This is a genomic window from Sphingomonas sp. AOB5 (assembly GCF_029433115.1).
Lineage (GTDB): Bacteria > Pseudomonadota > Alphaproteobacteria > Sphingomonadales > Sphingomonadaceae > Sphingomonas.
Map to the genome: position 1 here is coordinate 22,094 of NZ_JARNTV010000027.1, position 24,872 is coordinate 46,965.

At 66.4% G+C, this 24,872-nt stretch carries 20 protein-coding genes and 1 tRNA gene; 13 read left to right on the forward strand and 8 right to left on the reverse strand.

Annotated features, from left to right (window positions below; translation table 11 throughout):
• Nucleotides 1-2: 2 nt before the first annotated feature.
• The 6 genes from uxaC (at nt 3) to P1X14_RS12895 (ending at nt 7,139) form a co-directional block, all read left to right on the forward strand.
• Nucleotides 3-1,451, forward strand: coding sequence for a glucuronate isomerase (gene uxaC, locus P1X14_RS12870; RefSeq protein ID WP_277315780.1), 1,449 nt, complete (start codon nt 3-5; stop codon nt 1,449-1,451).
• Between the two features lie 15 nt (nt 1,452-1,466).
• The gene (gene kduI, locus P1X14_RS12875) at nt 1,467-2,309 is read left to right on the forward strand and encodes a 5-dehydro-4-deoxy-D-glucuronate isomerase (protein ID WP_277315781.1); all 843 of its coding nucleotides are present in this window, start codon (nt 1,467-1,469) and stop codon (nt 2,307-2,309) included.
• Nucleotides 2,310-2,442: 133 nt separating this feature from the next.
• On the forward strand, nt 2,443-3,198 hold the full coding sequence (kduD, locus tag P1X14_RS12880; RefSeq protein WP_277315782.1) for a 2-dehydro-3-deoxy-D-gluconate 5-dehydrogenase KduD: 756 nt from the start codon (nt 2,443-2,445) through the stop codon (nt 3,196-3,198).
• A complete protein-coding gene (locus P1X14_RS12885) occupies nt 3,195-4,196 on the forward strand; it encodes a sugar kinase (RefSeq protein WP_277315783.1) in 1,002 nt (333 codons plus the stop codon). The genes kduD and P1X14_RS12885 overlap by 4 nt, the downstream gene beginning before the upstream one ends.
• 52 nt (nt 4,197-4,248) lie before the next feature.
• A complete protein-coding gene (locus P1X14_RS12890; RefSeq protein WP_277315784.1) occupies nt 4,249-5,580 on the forward strand; it encodes a methyl-accepting chemotaxis protein in 1,332 nt (443 codons plus the stop codon).
• Complete coding sequence (locus P1X14_RS12895; RefSeq protein WP_277315785.1) at nt 5,577-7,139, forward strand: carboxylesterase family protein; 1,563 nt, start codon at nt 5,577-5,579, stop codon at nt 7,137-7,139. Before P1X14_RS12890 ends, P1X14_RS12895 begins: the two co-directional genes overlap by 4 nt.
• 227 nt (nt 7,140-7,366) lie before the next feature.
• On the opposite strand, the gene P1X14_RS12900 is transcribed toward P1X14_RS12895, so the two are convergent.
• On the reverse strand, nt 7,367-8,290 hold the full coding sequence (locus tag P1X14_RS12900; protein ID WP_277315786.1) for a DMT family transporter: 924 nt from the start codon (nt 8,288-8,290) through the stop codon (nt 7,367-7,369).
• Between the two features lie 74 nt (nt 8,291-8,364).
• Here P1X14_RS12900 and P1X14_RS12905 point away from each other — a divergent pair, with 74 nt between their 5' ends.
• A complete protein-coding gene (locus P1X14_RS12905; protein WP_277315787.1) occupies nt 8,365-8,850 on the forward strand; it encodes an Lrp/AsnC family transcriptional regulator in 486 nt (161 codons plus the stop codon).
• A 147-nt stretch (nt 8,851-8,997) separates the two neighbouring features.
• On the opposite strand, the gene P1X14_RS12910 is transcribed toward P1X14_RS12905, so the two are convergent.
• Nucleotides 8,998-10,362 (reverse strand): pectate lyase, encoded by a 1,365-nt coding sequence (locus P1X14_RS12910; protein WP_277315788.1) that lies wholly within the window; start codon nt 10,360-10,362, stop codon nt 8,998-9,000.
• Nucleotides 10,363-10,500: 138 nt separating this feature from the next.
• On the opposite strand from P1X14_RS12910, the gene P1X14_RS12915 reads away from it, so the two are divergent.
• The 5 genes from P1X14_RS12915 (at nt 10,501) to P1X14_RS12935 (ending at nt 19,186) form a co-directional block, all read left to right on the forward strand.
• The gene (locus P1X14_RS12915; protein ID WP_277315789.1) at nt 10,501-11,535 is read left to right on the forward strand and encodes a LacI family DNA-binding transcriptional regulator; all 1,035 of its coding nucleotides are present in this window, start codon (nt 10,501-10,503) and stop codon (nt 11,533-11,535) included.
• Between the two features lie 343 nt (nt 11,536-11,878).
• Complete coding sequence (locus tag P1X14_RS12920) at nt 11,879-15,157, forward strand: TonB-dependent receptor (protein WP_277315790.1); 3,279 nt, start codon at nt 11,879-11,881, stop codon at nt 15,155-15,157.
• An 86-nt stretch (nt 15,158-15,243) separates the two neighbouring features.
• Nucleotides 15,244-16,575 carry a pectate lyase gene (locus P1X14_RS12925; RefSeq protein ID WP_277315791.1) on the forward strand — a complete coding sequence of 444 codons (1,332 nt, stop codon included), beginning with the start codon at nt 15,244-15,246 and terminating at the stop codon, nt 16,573-16,575.
• A 449-nt stretch (nt 16,576-17,024) separates the two neighbouring features.
• Nucleotides 17,025-18,719, forward strand: coding sequence for an ABC transporter ATP-binding protein (locus P1X14_RS12930; protein WP_277315792.1), 1,695 nt, complete (start codon nt 17,025-17,027; stop codon nt 18,717-18,719).
• Entirely contained in the window at nt 18,716-19,186 is a 471-nt protein-coding gene (locus P1X14_RS12935) for a GNAT family N-acetyltransferase (RefSeq protein ID WP_277315793.1), read from the forward strand. The genes P1X14_RS12930 and P1X14_RS12935 overlap by 4 nt, the downstream gene beginning before the upstream one ends.
• Here P1X14_RS12935 and P1X14_RS12940 read toward each other — a convergent pair.
• The 5 genes from P1X14_RS12940 to P1X14_RS12960 form a co-directional block, all read right to left on the reverse strand.
• Nucleotides 19,179-19,475: a hypothetical protein gene (locus tag P1X14_RS12940; RefSeq protein ID WP_277315794.1), complete on the reverse strand. Its 297-nt coding sequence runs from the start codon at nt 19,473-19,475 to the stop codon at nt 19,179-19,181. The genes P1X14_RS12935 and P1X14_RS12940 overlap by 8 nt on opposite strands.
• An 18-nt stretch (nt 19,476-19,493) precedes the next feature.
• Nucleotides 19,494-19,569: transfer RNA gene (locus tag P1X14_RS12945), tRNA-Thr, on the reverse strand.
• A gap of 17 nt (nt 19,570-19,586) precedes the next feature.
• A complete protein-coding gene (locus P1X14_RS12950) occupies nt 19,587-20,468 on the reverse strand; it encodes a hypothetical protein (protein ID WP_277315795.1) in 882 nt (293 codons plus the stop codon).
• Nucleotides 20,465-20,812 carry a hypothetical protein gene (locus P1X14_RS12955; protein ID WP_277315796.1) on the reverse strand — a complete coding sequence of 116 codons (348 nt, stop codon included), beginning with the start codon at nt 20,810-20,812 and terminating at the stop codon, nt 20,465-20,467. The genes P1X14_RS12950 and P1X14_RS12955 overlap by 4 nt, the downstream gene beginning before the upstream one ends.
• Complete coding sequence (locus P1X14_RS12960; protein WP_277315797.1) at nt 20,809-22,212, reverse strand: serine hydrolase; 1,404 nt, start codon at nt 22,210-22,212, stop codon at nt 20,809-20,811. Before P1X14_RS12960 ends, P1X14_RS12955 begins: the two co-directional genes overlap by 4 nt.
• Before the next feature lie 129 nt (nt 22,213-22,341).
• On the opposite strand from P1X14_RS12960, the gene P1X14_RS12965 reads away from it, so the two are divergent.
• Nucleotides 22,342-23,310 (forward strand): alpha/beta hydrolase, encoded by a 969-nt coding sequence (locus tag P1X14_RS12965; RefSeq protein WP_277315798.1) that lies wholly within the window; start codon nt 22,342-22,344, stop codon nt 23,308-23,310.
• 3 nt (nt 23,311-23,313) lie between these two features.
• On the opposite strand, the gene P1X14_RS12970 is transcribed toward P1X14_RS12965, so the two are convergent.
• Entirely contained in the window at nt 23,314-24,636 is a 1,323-nt protein-coding gene (locus P1X14_RS12970; protein ID WP_277315799.1) for a replication-associated recombination protein A, read from the reverse strand.
• Between the last annotated feature and the right edge of the window lie 236 nt (nt 24,637-24,872).

Consider the following 24,872-nt stretch of genomic DNA (forward strand, 5'->3'; position numbering starts at 1 on the left):
GCATGACACGTCCGTTGAAGCTCGATCCCGACCGGTTGTTCCCCGCAGACGGGCGGACGCGCGATATTGCGCGTTCGCTCTATGCGGAAGTTGCGGGGCTGCCGATCATCAGCCCGCACGGGCATACCGATCCGACCTGGTTCTCGACCAACGAGAACTGGTCGAACGCGACCGAGCTTCTGCTGGCGCCGGACCATTATCTCTACCGCATGCTCTATTCGCAGGGCATCGCGCTGGCCGATCTGGGCGTGCCCGACAAGAATGGCGTACCGCCCCACGATCCGCGCGCGGCGTGGCGGCTGTTCGCGGAGCATTTCCACCTGTTCCGCGGCACGCCGTCCAGCATGTGGCTGGGCCATGTGTTCGGCGAAGTGTTCGGGTTCGAGGTGGCGCTCGATGCCTCCACCGCCGATCATTATTACGACCGGATCAACGAGAAGCTGGCGTCGGACGCGTTCAAGCCGCGCGCGCTGTTCGACCGGTTCGGGATCGAGTTCCTCGCCACCACCGAGGGGCCGCAGGACGACCTGTCGCCGCATCATGCGATCCACAACAGCGGATGGCAGGGCCGGGTGGTCACCACCTATCGCCCCGACGCGGTGATCGACGTCGAGCATGAGCAGTTCGCCGGGGCGATGAAGGTCTTCGCCGAGAAGACCGGCGAGGATGTCTGGTCGTGGGACGGCTATCTGGCTGCGCACCGCAAGCGCCGGGCGGACTTCCGTGCGGCAGGCGCCACCGCGACCGATCACGGCCACCCCACCGCGCTGACCGCCAACCTCGATCATGACGAGGCCGAGCGGCTGTTCCGCACGATCCTGTCCGACAGTTGGACCCCGCAGGATGCCGAGCTGTTCCGCGCGCAGATGCTGACCGAGATGGCGGCGATGAGCGCGGATGACGGCATGGTGATGCAGATCCATCCGGGTTCGTGCCGCAATCACAATGGCGGGCTGTTCCACAGCCATGGCCGTGACAAGGGCGCGGATATCCCGACCCGCACCGATTATGTCCACGCGCTGAAGCCCTTGCTCGACCGGTTCGGCACCTCGACCGATCTGTCGATCATCCTCTTCACGCTGGACGAGACGACTTATTCGCGCGAGCTGGCGCCGCTGGCCGGGCATTATCCGTGCCTGAAGCTGGGGCCATCGTGGTGGTTCCATGACTCGCCGGAAGGCATGCTCCGTTTCCGCGAGCAGGTGACCGAGACCGCTGGTTTCTACAACACCGTCGGCTTCAACGACGATACCCGCGCCTTCCTGTCGATCCCCGCGCGCCACGACGTCGCACGGCGCATCGATTGCGGCTTCCTCGCGCAGCTGGTCGCCGAAGGCCGCCTGCTCGACTGGGAAGCGCATGAGCTGGCGCACGATCTCACCAACGGCCTTGTCCGCAAGGCCTATAAACTCGACCAACCCGCCCCCGCGCCCGTCGCGGCGGCTGCCTGAACCAACGGAGTGACCATGTTCGACCGCACCTATTACGCCACGCACCCCGACATGATGGAGTGCGTTTCGAACGAGGAACTGCGCGACCGCTATCTGATCCAGGGCCTGTTCCGCGAAGGCGAATGCGTCCTGAACTACACCCATGCCGATCGCTTCGTGATCGGCGGCGTGCAGGTGGGTTCGGCCGCAGTGAAGCTGCCCGCGCAGACCGAGCCGGCTTCGGCGGCGGGCCATCCCTTCCTCGAGCGCCGTGAACTGGCGATCGTCAACGTCAGCGGCGTCGAAGGCACCGTGACCGTCGATGGTGAGAGCTTCACGCTGGGCAACAAGGACTGCCTGTACGTGACGATGGGCGCGAAGGACGTGGAGTTCTCGGGCGCCGGTGCGCGCTTCTATTTGGCCTCGTGCCCGGCGCATAAGGGCTTCCAGACCCGCAAGCTCTCGATCGCCGACGCCAACCGGCTGGATCGCGGTACGCTGGAGGAATCGAACGAGCGCTCGATCTACCAGCTGGTGATCCCGGGCGTGTGCGACAGCGCACAGCTCGTCATGGGTCTCACCGTGCTGAAGCCGGGTTCGGTGTGGAACACCATGCCCCCGCACATCCATGAGCGTCGCAGCGAGATCTATTTCTACTTCGAGCTGGACGATCTCGATAAGGATCGCGTGTTCCATTACATGGGCGAAGGCGAAGCGACCCGCCACATCGTGATCGGCAACGAGGAAGCGGTGATTTCGCCGCCCTGGTCGATCCATATGGGTTCGGGCACCAAGGCGTACGCGTTCATCTGGGCGATGGCCGGCGAGAACCAAGACTATACCGACATGAACGTGCTGGACATCTGCCAGCTGGCGTAACCTTGAACTCCCCCTCCCGCTTGCGGGAGGGGGTCGGGGGGTGGGCCCCCGCTCTCCTCCCGGTGCATCGCTCGCGGATGGCGGGCGCCCACCCCCGGCCCCTCCCGCAAGCGGGAGGGGAGAGAGTTAGACCATGACCAATCCCTTCGATCTCACCGGCCGCGTCGCGGTCGTCACCGGCGCCAATACCGGTATCGGGCAGGGCATCGCGCTGGCGCTTGCCGCAGCAGGCGCGGACATTGCCGCGGTCGGCCGCAGCGCCGCGACCGAGACGGTCGAGAAGGCCCGCGCGCTGGGCCGCAAGGCAGAGATCATCTCGGCCGATCTCTCGACCATCGAGCCGGTGGGCCGCGTGGTCGACGAAGCCGTGGAGAAGCTCGGCGGGCTGGATATCCTCGTCAACAATGCCGGGATCATCCGCCGCAACGACAGCCTCGACTTCACCGAGGAGGATTGGGACGCGGTGGTCGATACCAACCTGAAATCGGTGTTCTTCCTGTGCCAGGCCGCGGGCAAGCACATGGCGGCGCAGGGCCGCGGCAAGATCATCAACATCGCCTCGATGCTGACCTTCCAGGGCGGCATCCGCGTACCGAGCTATACCGCGTCCAAGTCCGGCATCGGCGGCCTCACCAAGATCCTGGCGAACGAATGGGCGGCCCAGGGCATCAACGTGAACGCTATCGCGCCGGGCTATATCGCGACCAACAATACCGCCGCGCTTCAGGCCGATCCGGACCGCAACCGTTCGATCATGGAGCGCATCCCGGCGGCACGCTGGGGCAGCCCCGAGGATATGGGCGGCGCGGCGGTCTTCCTTGCGTCCAGCGCTTCGGACTATGTTCAGGGCCATATCCTTGCCGTTGACGGGGGCTGGCTGGCACGATGACGACTGCATTCTTCGGCGAACTGATGCTGCGGCTCTCGCCGCCGGGTCGCGAATTGCTGCTCCAGACGCCGAAGCTGGAAGTGAATGTCGGCGGGGCCGAGGCCAATGTCGCGACGGGCCTTGCCTGTCTCGGCCATAAGGTTCGCATGATCAGCGCGGTGGCGGACAATCCGCTGGGCGGCGCAGTGATCGGCGAGCTGCGGCGGCGCGGCGTGGATACGTCCACCGTTGCGGTCGAGGCCGGGCGGCTGGGCCTGTATTTCCTTACGCCGGGCGCTGGCCTGCGCGCATCCGAAGTCGTCTATGACCGTGCCCATTCGGTGTTCGCGGACCGGGCGGAAAGCGCATGGGACTGGGATGTGGCGCTGGAAGGCGCCACCCGGCTGCACCTTTCGGGCATCACCCCGGCACTCGGGCCGAACACCGCTGCCGCCGCCATCGCCGCAGCCGAAGCGGCGAGCGCCAAGGGCATCCCGGTCTCGTTCGACGGCAATTACCGCGCGAAGCTGTGGGAAGCATGGGACAGCGATCCGCGCTCCGTGCTGACCCGGCTGATCGGCCATGCCGATATCCTGTTCGGCAATCACCGCGACGTGTCGCTGCTGCTCGGCCGCGAATTTTCGGGCGACGGATCGGACCGGCGCCGCGAGGCAGCACAGGCAGCGTTCGAAGCCTTTCCGAAGCTCCAGATCATCGCTTCCACCGCGCGCCATGTCGACGATGCCGACAGCCACCGGATCGCGGCGCGGATCGATATGCGGTCGAGCTGGCACCAGACCAAGGAAATACTCGTGGCCGGCATCGTCGACCGGATCGGCGCAGGCGATGCCTTTGCGGCGGGCGTGCTGCACGGTCTGGCCGAGGGCGGCGATGCGAAGGCGGCCGCCGAAGCGGGCCTGGCGCTCACCTGTCTCAAGCATTCGCTGCCGGGCGATGCCAGCCTGTTCACGCGCGCGGATCTGGATGCGTTCGGGGAGGGCCTCGACGTTCGTAGATAGCGGTCGCGGCGAGACAATAGAGGCGAAACATCGCCCTTTTGGAGAGGTGCCGATGAAGGGGAGCATGCCTGCGGCGGGTGAGGCGGCATTGCCGCCACCCGATCTCGCGATTTTCCGCAAGACCTATGGCGTCGATGGCGCGTGGGAAGCCGAGCTTCACGAAGCCTGGGGGCTGATCGGGCAGCATATCCCCGGCATCGCGCGCGAACTGCTGGAACGGCGGGCAGGCGGCGCTGCGGTGACCGACGACATGGTTCGCGCGCGCGTTGCCTATGCCGAAGCCAAGATGGCGCGGCCGATCGACCGGCACTGGATCGACACGATCATCGCCGAGGCGGACCGGATCGGTCAGGGCGAGTTCGATTTCTCGCTGGTCGCCTCGTCGATGGTGGTGGCGCAGAGGCGGGTGCATGCGCTGTTCTTCGAACTGACCCGGGATCCCGCAACGCTGGAGCGGGTGACGCGCGCGACGCAGAAGCTGGCGGTGATCGAATTCGAGCTGATCGCCAGCCGCCTGCGCGCCATCGCCCGCGCGCGAAACGTGGCGGCGCTGCGCGAGGAAGCGGCGAAGGCGCGGGCCGATCTGGCGCGGGCATTCGCCAGCACCGCGGGGCACAGCCGCGACGTGGCGCGCTTCACCGAACAGACCGCGCGCGAACTTCAGCAATTGCGCGTCCCGGCAGCGGAAGTCTCCGCTGCGGCGGACCAGTCCGCCACGGCGATGGCGAGTTCGGCCGAGAGCGCAGCGGGCCTGATCGCCGCCTATGACCGCGCCCGCGAGCATGTGACCGGCGCGGCGGAAGTCGCGGGCCGGGCCGATGCCATCGCGCAGCAGGGCGCGGACAATGCCGCTTCGCTGGCCGTGCACACCGCGCGGATCGAGTCTGTCGTCACGCTGATCGCGGGCATCGCCAACCAGACCAAGCTGCTTGCGCTCAACGCCAGTATCGAGGCCGCGCGCGCCGGGGAAAGCGGACGCGGCTTCGCCATCGTCGCGCAGGAAGTGCGCAGCCTCGCCGATCAGGCGGCGGACGCCACCGGCGGCATCACCGCGACGATCCATGACGCACAGGGCGCGAGCGAAATCGTGTCCGAGACCAACCGGAAGATCCGCACCACCGTGGGAGAATTGCTCGACCGGGTGCGCGGCCTCTCCACGGCGATGGAGGAGCAGGTGGCGACCGTCGCCGCGATCCTCGCCTCGATCGACGAGACGGCGGTCTCCTCGCGCGAGATTGCGGCGCTGATCGCGACGATCAGCGAGCGGGTGGCGCTGCTGGCCAGCGCGGCGGAGGATGCCGGGCGGCAGGCAGTGGCGGCCGGCGACGAACTGCAATTGATCGAAGCGAAGGCAGGCGCCTTCATGACGGGAGTGACCCAATGAGTGACGTGTCGCGGCGTGCGGTGGTGGCAGGCGGACTGGTGCTGGCGGCGATGCCGCTGGTGGCGCGGGCCGGGACCACCGGCGATCCGGTGGTCGATGCGCCGGCGGGGCGTTTCCAGGGCTTCCAGTCGGGCAGCATCTCGACCTTCAAGAATATCCGCTATGCCAGCGCACCGCGCTTCATGGCGCCGGTGGCGATGCCGCGCGCGACCGAAACGGTGATCGCACAGGCCTTCGGTCCGATCGCGCCGCAGCGGGGCGGTTCGGGCCTGCAGGACGAGGCGTGCCAGCGGCTCAACATCTGGACGCCGGGCGCCGATGCCCGCGCGAAACGCCCGGTGATGGTCTATATCCATGGCGGCGCCTATTCGAACGGCACGGTGACGGTGCCGACCAACCACGGCGCGAAGCTGGCCGAGACCGAGGATGTCGTGGTGGTCACCGTCAACCACCGGCTCAATGCGCTCGGCTATCTCTATCTCGCGCGGATGGACCCGCGTTTCGCCGACAGCGGCAATCTGGGCCAACTCGACCTGATCGTGGCGCTACAATGGGTGCGCGATAATATCGCGGCGTTCGGCGGCGATCCGAAGCGGGTGTTCGTGTTCGGCCAGTCCGGCGGCGGCGCGAAGATCGCGACGATGATGGGCATGCCCGCCGCGAAGGGCCTGTTCCACTCGGCCGCGACGATGAGCGGGCAGCAGGTGACCGCCTCCGGCCCGATGAATGCGCACCGGCGCGCACAGGCCTATCTGGCGAAGCTGGGCGTACGCGAGAATGACCTTGGCGCATTGCTGGAACTGCCGGTCGGGCGGCTGATCGAGGCGACCGACGCGACCGATCCGATCCTGGGCGGCGGCGTCTATTTCGGGCCGGTGCTCGACATGAAGTGGCTGGTGCGTCACCCCTTCTGGCCCGATCCGAATCCGCAATCGAACCATATCCCGATGATTTTGGGCAACACCCGCGACGAGACCCGCGCGTTCGTGCCCGCGGAATCGGCCAAGGTGAAGGGGCTGAACTGGGACAATCTGGCCGCGGCGATGGCACCAGAGCTGCGGATGGACCTGCTGCCCGAATGGATCGTGAGCGAATATCGCGCGCACTTCCCCAGCGATACGCCCGAACAGATCTTCTACCGTGCAACCACCGCCGGACGAAGCTGGCCGGGGCAGGTGATCGAAGCCGATGCGCGCGCGGCGGCGGGCGCGAAGGCGACCTGGGTCTATCAGCTCGACTATCAGTCGCCGGTGAAGCCGGAACGCGGGGCGCCGCATACCGGGGATATCGCGCTGGCGTTCGGCACGCTGGGTGCGGAGGGTTCGATCACCGGAATCGGGCCGGATGCGCAGCGGCTGAGCCGGCAGGTGATGGGCGCCTTCGCCGCACTGGCACGGACGGGCAAGCCGGTGGGGAAGGGCGTTCCGCTATGGCCCGCCTATACGCTGCCGAAGCGGGCGACGATGCTATTCGACGTGAACAGCCGCGCGGTGAACGATCCGCGCAAATGGGAGCGCGAGCTGTTCGCCCGCGTGCCCTATATCCAGCCGGGGAGCTAGGGGTCCGTACTCAATCAAGCTCGCTACCACGCCTCTAGGCGATAGCCCTCCCCCTTGATGGGGGAGGGTTGGGTGGGGTGAACTCTCCTCATGGGACAGTCGTATGAGGAGAGCTCACCCTCATCCTCCCACGCCCTTCGGGCGCGGGCCCCTCCTTCTCCCATCGAGGGAGAAGGGTTATCCCTCGATCTCAGTGCCTTGATCTGAAATCTAATTGAGTACGGATCCTAGGCCGGGCGGCGGTGCGCGGCGATGCAGGATAGGACGCTCGCCACCACCAGCCCGAACGCCGCCACTTCCAGCAGCTCGGGCAGGCGCCCTTCCCAGATGAAGCCATAGATCAGCGCGAACAGCGTCTCGAACAGGATCATCTGGCCGACCATGGTGAGCGGCAGGAGGCGGCTCATCCGGTTCCACAACGCGTTGCCAAGGATCGAGGCAAACACCGCGACGGCGCCCGATACCGCGGCAAAGCGCAGCCACGCGGCGGGATCGTGGCGCATGGGTTCGAAGGCGAGGGTGAACGGGATCAGCACCACTGCCTGCGCGCCGGTGACGATGCCGGTCAGCAGGTTCCAGTCATGGACCGAGACATGGCCTAGGCGCGCGAGGCAGCGGCTGTTGCACACCGCATAGGCCGCCCAGCAAGCCAGAGCACCGATGGCGCAGAACAGTCCGACGATCTGCTTGCCCGCCACGCCCGATGCCGGTGCCGCAATCGCCTGCCAGCCGATGCAGAACGCCCCGGCCGCACACAGCAGCAGCGAGGGGACAAGGCGCCGCAGCGGCACCGCGCCGGAATCGCGGCTGCCGATGATCGTCACGGCGACGGGCAGGAAGCCGATGACCAGCGAAGTCATCGCAATCCCGCCGGTCTGCACAGCCGCGGACAGGAGGACATAGTAAAGCGTGTTGCCGGCCAGCGCGAGCCAGGCGAGCGACAGCCAGTCGCGGCGGGTGAGGGCAGCGGCCAGCGTCCGCAGGCGCGGCGCGATCAGTACGGCGGCGATGGCGCCGAACGCCAGATAGCGGCCGATAGCGAGCTGGAGCGGGGTGAAGTCGCGGGTCAGCTCGGGCGCGAGGAACACCAGCCCCCACAGCGCACCGGCGCCGATGCCGCACAGGATGCCGAGATGGGTGCCGCTCTTCATGTGACGAGGCCTATCATCGCCGAAGCAGGATTTGCGCTCGACTTTGTGGCCCGAAATGCAACAAAAACCCGCTCATGGCGCGAAACTCCTCCGGAAACCGCACGCTCGACGGGTTCGACCGCGCGATCCTGCCCATCGTCCAGCGCGACAACAAGACGCCCCAGCGCAGCATCGGCGAAGCGGTGAACCTCTCCGCCGCGGCGGTGCAGCGTCGGATCGCGGCAATGGAAGCGGACGGGGTGATCGAGCGCAACGTCGCGATCGTCGATGCCCGGGCGGTGGCGATGACCATCACCGCGATCGTCGAGGTGACGCTGATCGACGAGCGGCTGCCCACGGTGGACAGCGCCAAATCGCTGTTCCACGCCGCGCCCGAGGTGCAGCAATGCTATTACGTCACCGGCGGGATCAGCTTCGTGCTGGTGATCGTCGCGCCGGACATGGTCGAATATGAAGCGATCACCCGGCGCCTGTTCCAGCAGAATGACTGCGTGGCCAGCTTCCGCAGCCTGATCGCGTTGGACCGACTGAAGACGGGGGCGGAGATCGTGATTCCGTGAGCGATAGTCAAAATCCTCCCCCGGAGGGGGAGGTGACAGCCGAAGGCTGACGGACGGGTATTATCCGCGAGCGATGTCGCCCGTGGAGATTACCCCTCCACCGCTTCGCGGTCCCCCTCCCCCTCCGGGGGAGGAGTAAGCGCCGGATTACTGCCCCGTCCGCATATCCCGGTCCCGCGGGCTGAGCGCCTCGCGCACCGGTCCGGTCTGACCCGGATAGCGGCCGGACTTCGGCTCCATCGTGTCGAGGTTCCAGTCCCCCTCCACGAACGGCGCCGCGGTCGGCTTGTACGCCGGATAGGCGCTGACTTCCTTCTCGTCGTCGATGATGAAGCCGCGGCCCTCGGCCACGAAGAACAGCACGCGGATATCCTCGCCGTCGCGGTCCCACGGACGGGCGCCGGCGGTGGAAAGCACGCTGGTCTCGACGTCGCCCGAGGGCAGCACGGTCATGCCAGTGGTGGCCATCATCGGCGCCTTTCTCTCCACGATCTTCGCGCGCGTCTCGCCATAGCGGCCGAACATCGGCAGCTTCACGCCGTGGCGGTCCACCGCGCGATTGTCCTTGCCGTAATAGTTCAGGTCGCCGTCGCCGCCGATCATCAGGAAGGGCAGGCCCTCATCGGTATCGTTGCCGCCGCGCATGACGTTGCCGATCGCAGTGATCTCGCCCGTCACATAGGGATGGCCGGCCCATTCCAGCGCCATCAGGTTGTAATGCACCGCGCGATGCTGCGGATTGTAGATCAGGTTGTTGACCATCAGCACCTGCGCGCCACCCTTCACCAGCGGATGCCGCTCGACATTGTGCGCCCAGATGTTGCGATAGAAGACGATGCCGGTGGTGTTGTCGTGGATCAGCGAGCCCTTCGAATGCTCGCCCTTGGGATGGCTTGAATCGGCCAGACCCTCGGCGGCGAGATTGTTCGAGAAGGTGATGTTGCGGCTGGTGCCGGCGCGCCATTCCTCGACCGTGTTGCCGGTGAAGCGCGGGCCGGAGGCCGACATGTTCTCGTCGATCGCCCAGGTGAAGGTATTGTGATCGATGATCACGTTGCGCGCGGCGACGGTGGAGAAGGCGTCGGCTTCCCAGCCGCTGCGCTTGGGCTGGTTGTCGGCGCCGGTGCGCACGCGGATGTGGCGGATGATCACATCGTGGGTGCGCACGTCGATGCCGGTCTTGATCAGGGTGATGCCGGGCGAAGGCGCGGTCTGGCCGGCGATCGTCAGGAAAGGCTCGCGGATCTCGATCGTCTCGCGGCCCATGTCGATCACGCCGCCCACTTCGAACACCACGATGCGCGGACCCTTGGCCTCTACCGCTGCCTTGAACGAGCCGGGGCCATCGGCGTTCAGATTGGTCACGCGAATGATCTGGCCGCCGCGCCCGCCGGGCGTCTCCGCCGCCGGGCCGACCGCGCCGGGAAAGGCGGGTGCCGCGGTCTGGGCGCTCGCGGGCGCCGCAATCATGCAGGCGATTGCGGCAAGGGCAGGCGTAAGCAACTTGAACATTCGGACCTCTCCATCCGGATTTACTGATACCGGTTACCAGCGCGGTTTACCCCCGAAATCGCGACTTGCAAAGCATGTCCGCCGCATTGTCCACCGGACAGTCTCGCTTTGTCTCGCGCGACAGTGTAGCGTGTCCGCATGAAGAGCGTGGGCAAGCCAACCATCAACGACGTCGCCCGTCTGGCCGGCGTTTCCAAGAAGACCGTCAGCCGGGTGATCAACCGATCCCCGCTGCTCAACGCGGACACCCGCGCCAAGGTGGAGAAGGTCATCGCCGATATCGGCTATGTCCCCAACGTCCAGGCGCGCGCGCTGGCGCTGCGCCGCAACTTTCTGGTCGGGCTGATCCACGACAATCCCAATGCGCAGATGGTGATGAACGTGCAGGCGGGCATCCTCGAGGCGATCCGCGATACCGAGTTCGAGCTGATCGTCCGCCCGATCGATCGCGGCTCCTCGACCATGCTGGCGGACGTCAAGAATTTCCTCGAGCGCCAGCGGCTCTATGGCGTGCTGATCCTGCCGCCGGTGTCGGAAAACGACATGCTGGCCGAGCTCTGTCAGGACATTGGCTGCCGCTATGTCCGCATGGGGTCGACCACGCTCGACACGCCCGAACATATGGTCGCCTCGAACGATGCCGAGGTGGTGAAGGAAGCGGTCAACCATCTGATTTCATTGGGTCATAGCCGGATCGGCCTGATCGCCGGCCCGCATGGATTCCGCTCCGCGCGCGAGCGGCGCAAGGGGTTCGAGGAGGCTTTGGCAGAGGCCGATATCAAGCTCCCGCGCAGCCTGATCGCCGACGGCAATTACACGTTCGAGACGGGACTTGCAGCGGCCGACCGCCTGCTCGATCTGTCGCCGCGGCCTACCGCGATCTTCGCGTCGAACGACGAAATGGCGGCGGCGACGCTGCACGCGGCGCGGCGCCGGGGCATGAGCGTGCCCGAGGATCTGTCGATCATCGGCTTCGACGATACCGCGATCGCGCAGCATATCTGGCCACCGATGACGACGGTCCACTGGCCGATCATCTCGATGGCGCGATCGGCTGCGCTGAAGCTGCTCGCCGATTTCTTCGGCGACGATCTGGCCAGCGAGGAGCCGTCGCTGTTCCCCTCGACCCTGATCCACCGCGCCTCCGTGGCCCCGCCGCGCAAGGCTGGATAAGGGGCCGGATAGAGGGCCGGGCAGGGACGCTCAGACTCGCTGCCTGCCACTTTCACCAGTGTTGCGCGTTTGCTTCAGCACCGCCGATATTGCGCGAAACTGTTATGACACCGGTTGACTTATGTCCGGCTCATGTCAGAAACAGCGTCGACCAGGCGTGACGGCACGCTTGCGCCATAGCGGGCGACAGACCTGCAAGAGCGCCGGGGGAGGATGAACGGGCAGAAAGTCGCCGGATCGCGTTAGCGGTACCGGCGCAGGCCAAATCCCACCCGCGACTCGAACCCGGCGCATGCAGGACGGCGGTCTGGCGCACTTTTTTGCGGCCAGGGGAGGCTCTTTAATGCTGGGATTCAACAAGATGGCGCGGGTGCGCCGGGGGCAGACGATGCTGCGCGGCGCATGTGCGCTTGGCGCGCTGGGCGTGGCGCTGGCGATGAGCGGTACCGCTTACGCACAGGATTCGGCGCCGCAGGATGACGAGGGCGAGGTGATCGTGGTCACCGGTTTCCGCGCCTCGCTGAGCAACGCGCTGAACGTGAAGCGCACCTCGAATCAGATCGTGGACGCGATCACCGCCGAAGACATTGCCGACTTCCCCGACGCCAATCTGGCCGAATCGATCCAGCGCCTGCCGGGCATCTCGATCGATCGCGATAACGGCGAAGGCCGCACCATCACCGTGCGCGGTCTGGGCGGCGACTTCCAGGCGACCCGCCTGAACGGCGCCGATGCCCAGAACGTCGCGGGCGGCAACCAATCCGACGCCGGCGCGAACCGCAGCCGCGGCTTCGATTTCAACACCTTCGCTTCCGAACTGTTCGGCGGCGTGAAGATCACCAAGACCACGGCAGCCGAGAATGACGAAGGCTCGCTCGGCGCGGTGATCGATCTCACCACCGGCCGTCCGCTGGCGTACAAGAACAACCGCTTCGCGCTGGGCGCCGAGGCTGAATATCGCGAGAACGGTACCAGCTGGAACCCGCGCCTGACCGGCCTCGCCTCGGTCCGCGTCGCCGACAATTTCGGCATCCTCGTCTCGGCCGCGTACCAGAAGCAGGATCAGCAGATCGACGCCTATCGCCGCAACATCGGCGCGTTCGAATATACCTATCGCAACTCGCAGCTGAACGGCGTCACGCCGGTGACCTATGGCTTTGCCCGTCCGGGCGGCAGCGGTGTCACCTTCGGTTCGGATCCGGCGGCCTATGCGCTGATCACCCCGACCACCATCATCCCGACATTGCCCTCGATCGGCCGTCAGGACCTGAACTATGAGCGCCTGGGCGGCACCGCGACGCTGCAGTGGCAGCCGAGCAGCCGGACCGAGATCATCGCCGACTTCGTGTATTCGCGCTACGACCAGAACAGCGACAATACCGGCGTCACCACGATCGGCCTGAACCGGAACGGCACCAACGCCCGCGCCGCGCAGACCGGCACCGCGGGCCTTCGCGCGCCCGGCACGACCAACGGCAATGCCGATCGCGTCGCGCTCTATCCGAACTGCGTGCCCAGCGCGATCGTCGACTGCGACGGCCTGCTGACCGGCAACGTCGTGCTGCCGGGTTACCTGAACAGCATGAACCCGAACAATCTCAACCCGTTCGATTACTACAATAATCCGTCGTCGCCGGGCTATGTCGCGACCGCCAACCAGACCGGCTATTACGAAGAGCTGATCGGCCGCCCGAACACCAAGATCCGCGCGGCGCATGTCAACGGCGCCAACCAGGCCGACTATCTCGTCCTAGATGACGTCGACTGGCGCAGCTACAGCGACTCCCAGTTCGGCTCGACCGAGTTCAAGCAGGCGACGCTCAACTTCCGTCAGGACCTGACCGACACGTTCAAGGTCGAAGGCACGGTGGGCTGGTCGAAGTCCGAATTCACCGCGGTCGGCTATCTGGTCGAATTCAACGCGATCGACCGTGACGGCTATACGTTCGACGATCGCGGCGGCACCAAGATGCCGATCTTCAACCCCGGCTTCGACGTCGCCAATCCGGCGAACTGGACGCTGGTGAAGGGCCTGTCGACGATCCGTTACTTCACCAACGAAGTGACCAACGAATTCCGCGTCGCCCGCCTGAACTTCACCCTCGAAGCCACGCCGGAAATGACGCTGCGCTTCGGCGGCACCTACAAGAAGTTCGATTATTCGGGCGATCAGGGCCGCCGCAACCAGGGCATCGAGGCGATCAACCCGACGCTGGTCGAAGCCGGTCTGGGCATCACCGATCTGGGCAAGACCGTCGGCTTCGGTCAGGGGATCAACGTGACCGCGGGCACGCCGACCTCCTATTATGCGCCGGACCTCGACAAGTTCATCAACAAGTTCGGCATCAACTGCAATTGCGTCAACAAATGGGGCGATTTCCGCGCCGTGGTCGACGGACGCCAGCGCAGTGCGGTGAGCGAAACCGACTTTTCGGGCTTCTTCCAGGTCGATTTCAACTTCGACCTGCTCGGCGCGCCGCTGCGCGGCAATGCAGGCATGCGCGTCGCCAACACCAGCGTGACGGGGATGGGCAATGTCGGCGGCGCGGATGGCGTGGCCGGCACTCCGGTGACCGCGCACAACGAATATTGGGACTGGCTGCCCTCGATGAATGCGACCTGGGAACCGGCACGCGGCTTCCTCGTCCGCTTCGCCGCATCGAAGGTGATGTCGCGCCCGCAGCTGGCCAGCCTGACGCCGGGCACCACGGCCTTCACCACCGCGCTCGCCACAAGCGGTGCCGCGCCGACAGTGACGGTGGGCAATCCCTATCTCGAACCGTTCCGGGCGACCAATCTCGACCTCAGCTTCGAACGTTATTTCCGCAACAACGGCCTGATCTCGGTCACCTTCTTCAAGAAGGACATCGGTTCCTTCCCGCAGCAGGTGGCAGGCGAAGCGCCGCTGTCGTCGGTGTTCGAGCCCGAAGTCTATGCGCAGCTGCTCGAAAGCCTGAAGGGCACCGGGCCGACGCCGTCCACGCTGTACACCTACACGCTGAACGGCGGCACCTGGGGCATCCGTCAGTTCAAGGATGCGCCGGGCGGCTCGATCAAGGGCTTCGAAATCAATCTGCAGACCGATTTCTGGTTCCTGCCCGCGCCGTTCGACAAGATGGGCGTGACCGCGAACTACACGCACATCGAATCGAGCCTGAGCTACCTGACCGGCACGGCGCTTTCGACGACCCAGACGGGCACCGCCTCGACCGCGTCGAACACCTTCGCCGAAGGGCCGTTCCTCAACACCTCGCCGGACTCGTTCAACGCGACGCTCTACTACGAGAACAGCGTGTGGTCGGCGCGCGTGTCGGGTGCGTATCGCAAGCGCTACGTCAACCGCTTCCCGCTGGCGACCGGCACCTGCAGCGTGGGCACCACCACCAATGCGGGCGCCGCATGCAACTCGCCGGTGCTGGCGGACTTCGGCTATAACGAGGACACGCTCAACGTCGACGTGGCGCTGGCGTGGAACGTGACCAAGTTCGCCAAGCTGACGATCGAGGGTCGCAACCTGACCAACGATCCGCAGTATCGCACCATGTACGCCGCCAATCCGGTGACGCAGACCTATGCGAGCACCGGCCGGATCTTCACGGCCGGCGTGCGGATGATCTTCTAACCCAAGGGGGAGACTGCGGCGTAGCGCCTGGGGAGTGCCGGACAGCCTCCCCCGGTGCTGCGCCGCAGCCTTGTCTGGAGACCTGGATGCGTAAGATGATGATGCTGGCGGCGGCGCTGCTGGCGAGTGGCGAAGCGGCAGCGCAGACCGCACCCCTGGCCTTTCCGGGTGCGGAAGGCGCGGGCGCGCATGCGCTGGGCGGGCGCGGGGGACGGGTGTTCACCGTGACTAGCCTGGCGGATTCGGGACCCGGCACGCTGCGCGAAGCGGTGGAGGCCAGGGGGCCGCGGACGATCGTGTTCGCGGTCGCAGGCACGATCCGGCTGGCCAAGCCGCTCAAGATCAGCGAGCCGCGTATCACCATTGCCGGCCAGACCGCGCCGGGCGGCGGCATCACCCTGCGCGATCATCCGCTGCTGATCGCGGCGGACGATGTCGTGATCCGCTTCATCCGCTCGCGGCTGGGCGATGAATCCAAGGTCGAGGCCGATGCGATCTCGATCACCGGCGGACGGCGAATCATCCTCGACCATGTCTCGGCCAGCTGGTCGGTCGACGAGACGCTGTCGGTCGGCGCACCGGGGACGGACCCAGAAAAGGTCGTGCGCGACGTGACCGTACAATGGTCGATCATCGGCGAATCGCTCAATCGCTCGGGCCATGCCAAGGGCGCGCATGGCTATGGATCGCTGCTGCGCTCGGGCTTCGGTGCCGAGATCAGCATGCACCACAATCTATGGGCGCATCACCGCGCGCGCATGCCGCGGCCGGGCAATTACAACGATCCGGCGATCGACCCGAACGGCCCGATCTACGATATCCGCGCCAATATCTTCTACAATTGGGCAGGCGGCCATGCCGGCTACAATGCCGACAAGGCGAGCCGCTCCAACTATAATTTCGTCGGCAATTTCTACCTGCGCGGCCCGGACAGCCGCGGCGGAATCGTGTTCGACGAAGGCAGCAACGGCGGTCGCGGCTGGTTCGCGGGGAACAGCATGGATGGCGTGGTACCTGCCGATCCGTGGAGCCTGGTGAGCGGGCTGGCCGCGCCGGAGAACCGCTTGTCCGCCCCGCTCCCGGTCAAGCCGGTGAAGGACGATCCGGCGGCGTTCGATCGCGTGCTGGCCGGCGCCGGCGCGTCGCTGTTTCGCGACAGTGTCGATACGCGGATCGTGGAGAGCGTCCGCACAAAGGGCGGCGTCCTGATCGACAGCCAGGCACAGGTCGGCGGCTGGCCCGAACTGGCACCGGGCAAGGCGGCTGTGGACAGCGACGGCGACGGCATGCCCGACACCTGGGAACGCGCGCACGAGCTGGATCCGAAGAGTGCGGCGGACGGCAATGCCGATCGCAACGGCGACGGGATCACCAACCTCGAGGACTGGCTTGCCGACGCCGCGGCTGGGAAGCGGTAGACGCATCCACAATCAAATCCTCCCCCGGAGGGGGAGGGGGACCGCGAAGCGGTGGAGGGGTAGTCTCCACAGGCGATGTCGCTCGCGGATAATACCCCTCCGTCAGCCTGCGGCTGCCACCTCCCCCTCCGGGGGAGGAATTGAATGCCGACACGCCCGGATCTCCATGCTCACCCACCTTGCAATGTAGGATTTCGCCTGCTGCACTCGGCACGCCGGATCGTCACCCGGCCGCTCTTTGACAAGCCACCACCCCCGGCAGAATCCTGTCTCCAAAAGGGTAAAATCCAACAGCCAAACCGCCGCTCTCGCGAAACGCCATGCCAGTGTGACTCTTGTGACTCTTGCTTCCCCGAAAGGGTAAATGCCGGATCGCCTGGCCATCTCCCTAGGCAGCCCGCCCGTGGCCCGCTAAGCCCGCAGGCATGAGCGGGGGTACGGTTTCACGCATGCGCGATCTGTCACGCGCGGTTTCGGCAATGGTGGGGGCGTTCATAAGCTATGCCGGGTGGCGTGGCGTGCACGCGGGCGCCTGGCTGCTCGCCGCGGCGATCCTCGATGGTGCGGGCGTCCTGCTGCTGGTGCCGATCATCGGCGTCGTGGTGGAAGGCGGCAACGGTTATATCTCGACGCTGCTGCGCGGTGCCGGACTGGTCACACAGCTTCAGCAACTCGGCGTGCTGATCGCTGCCTTTGTCGCGCTCAGCATGGTGCGCGCCTTCACCCTTTATGCGCGCGATATGGTGATCGCCCGGCTCCAGACCGGTTTCATCGAGGCCGAGCGCAACCGCGCGATGCGCGCGCTGGCCGAGGCGCCGTGGCACCGCGTTGTCGGATTGCGCCATGCCCGGGTCACCAACCTCATCACCACCGAGGTGCAGCGGCTGACCTCATCCTCCTTCTCCATGGTTCAGGGCGTGGTGACCGCGGCGATGCTGGTGATCCAGGTGGTGATCGCCTTCTCGCTCGCGCCCGGGCTGGCGGCGGTGGCCCTGCTCCTGTTCGGGATCGGCGGCGCGGTGTTCCTCGCGACACAGGACAAGACGCACGAGCTGGGCACGAAGCTGGTCCGTTCGGGTCAGGCGATGATGGGCAATGCCGGTGGCTTTCTGACCGGCCTGAAGACAGCGGCGGCGCAGAATGCCCGCGAGAACTTCGCCGCCGAGTTCGAAGCGATCCAGACCGATATCCGCGCCGGCCAGTTGATCTTCCAGCAGCGGCAGGCACAGGGGCGGCTGATCTTCGCGATCGTCTCCAGCCTGCTCGGCGCGGGGGTGGTGCTGGCGGGGTTCGGCTTCATGCAGGTCTCGCCCGCGATCCTGATCACCCTGGTGCTGGTGTTCGGGCGAATGAGCACCCCGGCGATGCAGCTCTACCAGGCGGCGCAGCAGTTCGTGTTCACCCTGCCCAGCTTCGAGGCGGTGCGCGGTCTGGAAGACGAACTGCGCGGGGATGGAACGACGCTGCCCGATGCGGTGCCGCCGCCCGCCGGAGCGATCGAACTGACCGGTGCCAGCTATCAGCATCCCGGCGGCCGTGGTGTGCGCGATGCGACGTTGCGGATCGAGCCGGGTGTGTTCGTGGGCGTGGCGGGGCCTTCGGGGGCGGGCAAGACTACGCTGGTCGACATGATCGTCGGGCTGCTGTCGCCGCAATCGGGGACGGTCAGCGTCGGTGGCAAGCTGCTCGAGGATGGGCTGCTGGCGGGCTGGGCGGGGCAGATCGCCTATGTCTCGCAGGAGGGTTTCCTGTTCCACGACACCGTCCGCCGCAACCTGTTGTGGAGCAATCCGCAGGTGGATGACGAGGCAATCGCCGCCGCGCTGGAATTTGCGGGGGCGACCGAGATCGTGGCGCGGCTGGAGCATGGTCTGGATACGGTCGTCGGCGAGCGCGGCACCTTGCTGTCCGGCGGCGAGCGGCAGCGGATCGGGTTGGCCCGCGCGCTGCTGCGCAAGCCGCGGCTGCTGGTACTCGACGAAGCGGCCAATGCCATCGATGCGGCGGGTGAGGCGGCGTTGCTCGGCCGGCTGAAGGCGCTGGATCCCGGCCCGACGATCCTGATGATCTCGCACCGCGAGGAGAGCCTGAGCTGGTGCGATCAGGTGATCCGGGTGGCCGAGGGGCAGGTGGTGCAGGCGTGAAGTTCAGCCTGCGGCCCGAGACCGATACGGACGAGCCGTTCCTGCGCCGGCTGTTCGTGGCCGGGCGCCGCGACGAGTTCGCGGCGTCGGGCATGCCGGATGCGCAGATCGAAATGCTGCTGGCCCAGCAATTCAACCTGCAGCGCAGCCATTACCGCGCGGCCTATCCCGATGCCGACTGGTCGGTGGTCGAGCATCGCGGCGAACCGGTAGGGCGCCTCTATCTCGCAAGGGCGATGGACGGGCGGCACCTGGTCGATATCGCGGTGATGCCGCAGTGGCAGGGCAAGGGCCTGGGCGCGGCACTGCTGGATCGGGTGCTGGCCGATGCGCAGGCGGCGGGACGGCCGGTGCATCTGAGCGTCCGGCCCTATAATCCGGCGCGGCGGCTCTATTTGCGCAAGGGGTTCGTCGAGACCGGCACCACCGGCGCCGATGTGGCGATGACGTGGAAGCCGGTCAGTTGAAGATCGCCTGATAACAGAAGGTGCCGTCCTCGTTCCGGCCGAAGGGCGAGATGAAGATATCGAGCCGCCCGAGTTCGGCATGGTCCATCGGCAGCACCTGCGAATCGTACATCGCGTCATCCCGGCCGCCATGGAAGGTCAGTGCGAAGGGCGCGCGGTCGCGGTTGCCCGGCAGGGTGTAGCGCTCGACCTCGATCAGGGTGAGAACATCCTCGTTCCCCTCGGCATTGACCGCGAAGGCGCTGCCGAGATGGGCCTCGAACGTGTCTGCGGTCAGCGTATCGAGCATGCCATCCCCCCTGGATTATGGTGCCGGTTACAGGAATCGAACCCGTGACCTTCGGTTTACAAAACCGCTGCTCTACCAGCTGAGCTAAACCGGCACGGGCGTCTCCTTGCGTCAGGAGACGCCGAAGGTCCAGCCTTCCGTCGATGCGACCTTGTCGAGACCGGCGGGATTCCAGAGTGCGGCACTCTGCGCGTTCCGCCGCATCCAGGCCGCGGTGAGGATCGCATCGGTGGCATGATCGTCATAGCGGGCGAGGGGAGCATGATCCTGTGTGACGCCGAGCTTGCGAAGCGCATCGGCCAGCGAGGACGCGTCGCGCATCTTCGATCGGCCGCGCGGCAACCCGGCCTCGCGGGCGGCGAGCGAGGTGTATATCTCGACGATCAGCGGTCCGGCGGAGGGAGCGGCGTCGAACGGCCATACCGGCAGGCGACCGCCAAGCTGGTGTAAAACGCGCATGCCGGTCAGGCTGGACTTCCCCACCTGCGCAGGGCCGACAAGGTTGAAGCAGCTCGACGGCAGAAGCTGCATGTCGCGCTGCCGCTCCTCGCACAGTCTCAATCGTCCACGGCCGCCAGGGAACAGGTCGCCGGCAATCTGCTGGATGCGGAAATGGCGGCTGACCTCGGGATGACGCAGGAAGCTGATCGCGGCTTCGTGCGGATCCTCCGCGCTCATCGCATCGACCAGTTTCCAAAGCCGGCGCGCATCGGCGGGCGTTTCGTCCCATTCGGGAAAATAGCAGCCGGCATCGTCGAACGGCAGTGCGGGCGACAGATCTAGCCCGATTAGGGTCGGCGAAGCGTTTGTTGCCTGATCGAGCATCCATTCACGGGCCTGCGCCCGCGACCATGCGCGGCCCGGCGGCGGGATCAGGACGGGCGCATCATCCCCCAGTTCGCACATGGCGATCGCGATACCGCGCTGGCGCTCCCCCTTCGCGCCGGACCAGTCGATCGCGGCGAAGCGGGTGAAGTGGGTGGGTGCGTTCAAGGCCGCTCCGCCATCCCCGCGGCGAGGCGCTGGGGCTTCTTCGCACGATCCCACCAGGCGCGCTGGATATAAAGCTCGATCCGCTCGCGTGCCGACGTGCCGTAGCGGATCAGCAGCATCGGATAGTTGTGATAATGATCGGTCTGCCAGAAGGTCTCGGGATCGGTTTCGAACAGGACCTGCTTTTCCGGATGGGTGACCGAAAGTGCGAAGCTCTCCGGCTCGCGGCCGGGGGACATGAAGCCCTTGCCGTTGATCTTGGGGCAGGGCGTGCCCCACCATTTCTCCATCACCACGTCCGGGAGCGAGCAGGCATAGGCGACCGCGTCGTCCCAGTCGTTCACGGCAGCGCCTTCAGTACGTCCGCCACGAACTTGGGTGCGTCGAACGCGCTGCCCACCGCATCCTCGCCGCGGCGGACCACGACGATCTTGCGCGAGGGGATGACGAAGATGACCTGGCCGCGATTGCCCTGCGCGGCATAGGTGCCGGCGGGCAGCCCTTGTTCGGGGCCGAACAGCCACAGGGTGGCGCCATAGCCGGCCCCGCTGGTCGGCTGCGGGCCGCTGGGCGTGGTCATGTACTTCATCCAGCCGGCGGGCAGGATGCGCTGGCCCTGCCAGACGCCATCGGCCATCCAGAACATGCCGAGCCGCGCAAAGTCGCGCGCCGAGGACCAGACCTGGCTGGAGAGGACGAAATTGCCGCCCGCATCCAGCTCCGCCACGGTGCGGGTCATGCCCAGCTTCGCGAACAATTCGGTGCGCGGATAGGCGGCATAGCGGACATCGTTCTTCATCGCGCTGCGCACCACGCGCATCGCCGCCACGATATCGACATTGGCGTAGCGGAAGCGTGAGCCCGGCGCAGCCTCGATCGGCCAATAGGCGATCTCCTCGTCGACGGTGGTGCCGCCGAAATAGAGCGCGTCGGTGCGGTTGCCCGCATAGGCCGTGTGCAGCCCGCTGGCCATGCGCAGCAGATTGTCGAGTGTGATCGTGGCGCGGGTATCGCCCCGCCACAGGCCCGAGGGCTGGCTGGTGCGGACGAGACCCTGACGGGAGGCGATGCCTGCCAGCGTGCCGGTGATGCTCTTGGCCACCGACCAGGTGCGCTGGGTCGAGTGCGGGCCGAAGCCCGAGGCATAGCGTTCGGCGACGATCTGACCGTCCTGCACGACGATGACCGAGGTGGTGCGGCCCTGATAGCCGCCGCTCAGCGCCTTGCGCACCGGATCCTCGAGCGCGGGGATCACGCGCGGGACGAGGCCCGCTTCGCCCATCGGCCAGGGACGGGCATCCATGCTGCCGGCGAAGGGGGTGAAAGGTGCGGTGGGAACGCTGGCCGCCAGCGATGGCGCGGTCGAGCCGGGGGGCAGGATCGTGCAGCCGCGGTCATGGCGCCAGTCGGCGCGGCGCGGCGGCAGGTTCTGGTCGAAGCGGACGGTGACGCTGGCGCCCCAGAGCTGGGGCGTGGCGTTCTTCGTCATGTAACGCGTCACGCTGGCCGCGAGCATCGGGATCAGCGGCTGATAGTCGGTGTAGATGCCGGTCAGCTCCAGCCCGTCGATCTGCGCCTGGGTGCGGCTGCCGTTGAACATCGCGCTGCAGATGGTCAGCGCCTTGTAGCCCGCGGCGATGCTGCGTTCGTAAGCGGTCGGCGTGCGCTGTTGGGCGACGGCAGGCGTGGCGATGGCGAAGGCGGCGATTGCGCATGCGGCCATGCGGAGGCGGGCGAAGGTCATGCTGTGCAAGGAAGCAGAGCGTTTCGCGTTTTGGAAGGCCCAACCGGCAGGTGCCTGCAACTTTCGGTTCCATTGTTGGCGGCACGAATGATAAGACAATTCTGATAATAGTGGGCGGAGAGGCGCGAGATGCAGTTACCGGGACCGGGCGTCAGCCGCCGCACCTTGCTGGCCGGATCGGTCGCGGCCGGGGCTGCGGCGGTGTTGCCGATGCCTGTGCTGGCCGCCGCACCCATCGAACGCTTTCCGATCTGGCCCGGTTCGCCGCCCGGCGGCGAGGGCCTCAGCGTGCGCGATGAGACGGTCAAGCGATCGCCGGACGGTCCGCCTGACGACATCGCCTGGCCGCGTGTCGCGACGCCGATGCTCAACGTCGTGCCGCCCGCACAGCCCAATGGCCGCGCGATCCTCTATATCCCCGGCGGCGGCTATGCCCGGGTGGCAGTGGGGCGCGAGGGATCGGGGATCGCCCGGCTGTTCGCGGCGCGGGGATATACGGTGTTCGAATTGCTCTACCGCCTGCCGCGCGACGGCTGGGCGGCGGGGCCGGACACGCCGTTACAGGACGCACAGCGCGCGATGCGGCTGATCCGTGCGGGCGCTTCCAAATGGGGGATCGATCCGGCGCGGGTCGCTGCGATGGGCTTTTCGGCGGGCGGGCATTTGACCGCGCGGCTGGCCGGCCGTTCGGGCCTGAAGACCTATGAACCGGTGGACGCCGCCGACACGCAATCGGCGCGGCCGACCATGGTGGGACTGTTCTACCCGGTCATCACCATGACCGAACCGAACGCCCATGCGCATTCGAAGCGCGAACTGCTGGGCGGGAACGCCACGCCCGAGCGGATCGCGCGCTATTCGGCCGAGAATGGTCTGCCTGCCGACATGCCGCCGACATTGGTGGCGCATGCGGCGGACGATCCGGTGGTGGGTGTCGCCAACAGCCTGACCATGTTCACGGCGCTACAGGCGGCGAAAATCCCGTCGGAACTCCATGTCTTCGAAAAGGGCGGGCACGGCCTGCCGTTGAACGAGCGGGGCAAACCGCATCCTTGGCCGGACCTGTTCGAGCGGTTCGCCCGCAATCACGGCATGTAGCGGCTATTCCCCACGCCGCTGACGGCGCATCTGGTCCCACCATGCCATGCGTTCGGCGATGCGCTTCTCCATCCCGCGTTCGGTGGGGGTGTAGAAGCTCTGGGCCGGGAGTTCGTCGGGCCAATAGTTCGCGCCGCTGAAGCCGTCCTCGGCATCATGGTCGTACGCGTAATCCTTGCCATAGCCGATGTCCTTCATCAGCTTGGTCGGGGCGTTCAGGATATTGTCCGGCGGCATCAGCGAGCCGGTTTCCTTCGCGCTGCGCCATGCGGCCTTTTGCGCGGTATAGACTGCGTTCGATTTGGGCGCCGTGGCGAGATAGAGGCAGGCCTGCGCGATGGCGAGTTCTCCCTCGGGGCTGCCCAGAAAGTCGTAGGTATCCTTGGCGGCGATGCACTGGACCAGCGCGTTGGGGTCGGCCAGCCCGATATCCTCGACCGCGGCGCGGGTGAGGCGGCGCAGCACGTAGAGCGGCTCCTCCCCCGCGGTGAGCATGCGCGCGAGATAGTAGAGCGCGGCCTGCGGATCGCTGCCGCGGATCGACTTATGCAGCGCCGAGATGATGTTGTAATGACCCTCGCGATCCTTGTCATAGACCGCGACGCGGCGCTGGAGCAGTGCTGAAAGTCCTGCGGGATCGAGCGGCGCGGGCAGGTTGACCGAAAACAGCGTCTCCGCCTGATTGAGCAGGAAGCGGCCATCGCCGTCCGCACTGGCGATCAGCGCGGCGCGGGCAGCTTCGTCGAGGGGGAGGGGACGGCCTTCCAGTTCCTCGGCACGCTGGAGCAACCGGTCGAGCGCGGCGGCATCGAGCCGGTGGAGGATCAGCACCTGCGCGCGGCTGAGAAGCGCGGCGTTCAGTTCGAACGACGGATTCTCGGTGGTGGCACCGACCAAAGTGACGGTGCCGTTCTCGACAAAGGGCAGGAAGCCGTCTTGCTGGGCGCGGTTGAAGCGGTGGATCTCGTCCACGAACAACAATGTCTTGCGGCCGATCCGGGCATGTTCCTTCGCCTCGGCAAAGACCTTCTTCAGATCGGCAACGCCCGAGAACACCGCGCTGATCGCAACGAAGCGCAGGCCCACTGCGTCGGCGAGCAGGCGCGAGATGGTGGTCTTGCCGGTGCCGGGCGGTCCCCAGAAGATGATCGAGGAGAGGCGGCCGGCGGCGACCATCCGGCCGATTGCGCCTTCCGGCCCGGTCAGATGCTCTTGTCCGACCACGTCCTCGAGTTTCCGCGGACGCAGGCGATCAGCAAGCGGCGCGCCCTCGGGCAATTCCTCGGGCGGGGCGGTGGTTTCATGGGTCGCGAAGAGATCGGCCATCGCCGCCTAGATAGGCCCGGATGCGGTGCTTTGCGAAGGCGCGACATAAAACCTCTTGCAAAAACTCTATCAAGATATATCTTAGACGCATCGTGATTCGCTCAATATAGGATTTCAAGATGCGATTTGGATTTCAACATGGCGGCCGCAAGGGCCGCGACTGTGCCGCGCGCGGCATGGGCCGGGGACGCGGCATTGGCGGCGGCTTCGGCGGAGGCTGGGGCCATCCCGGCTTC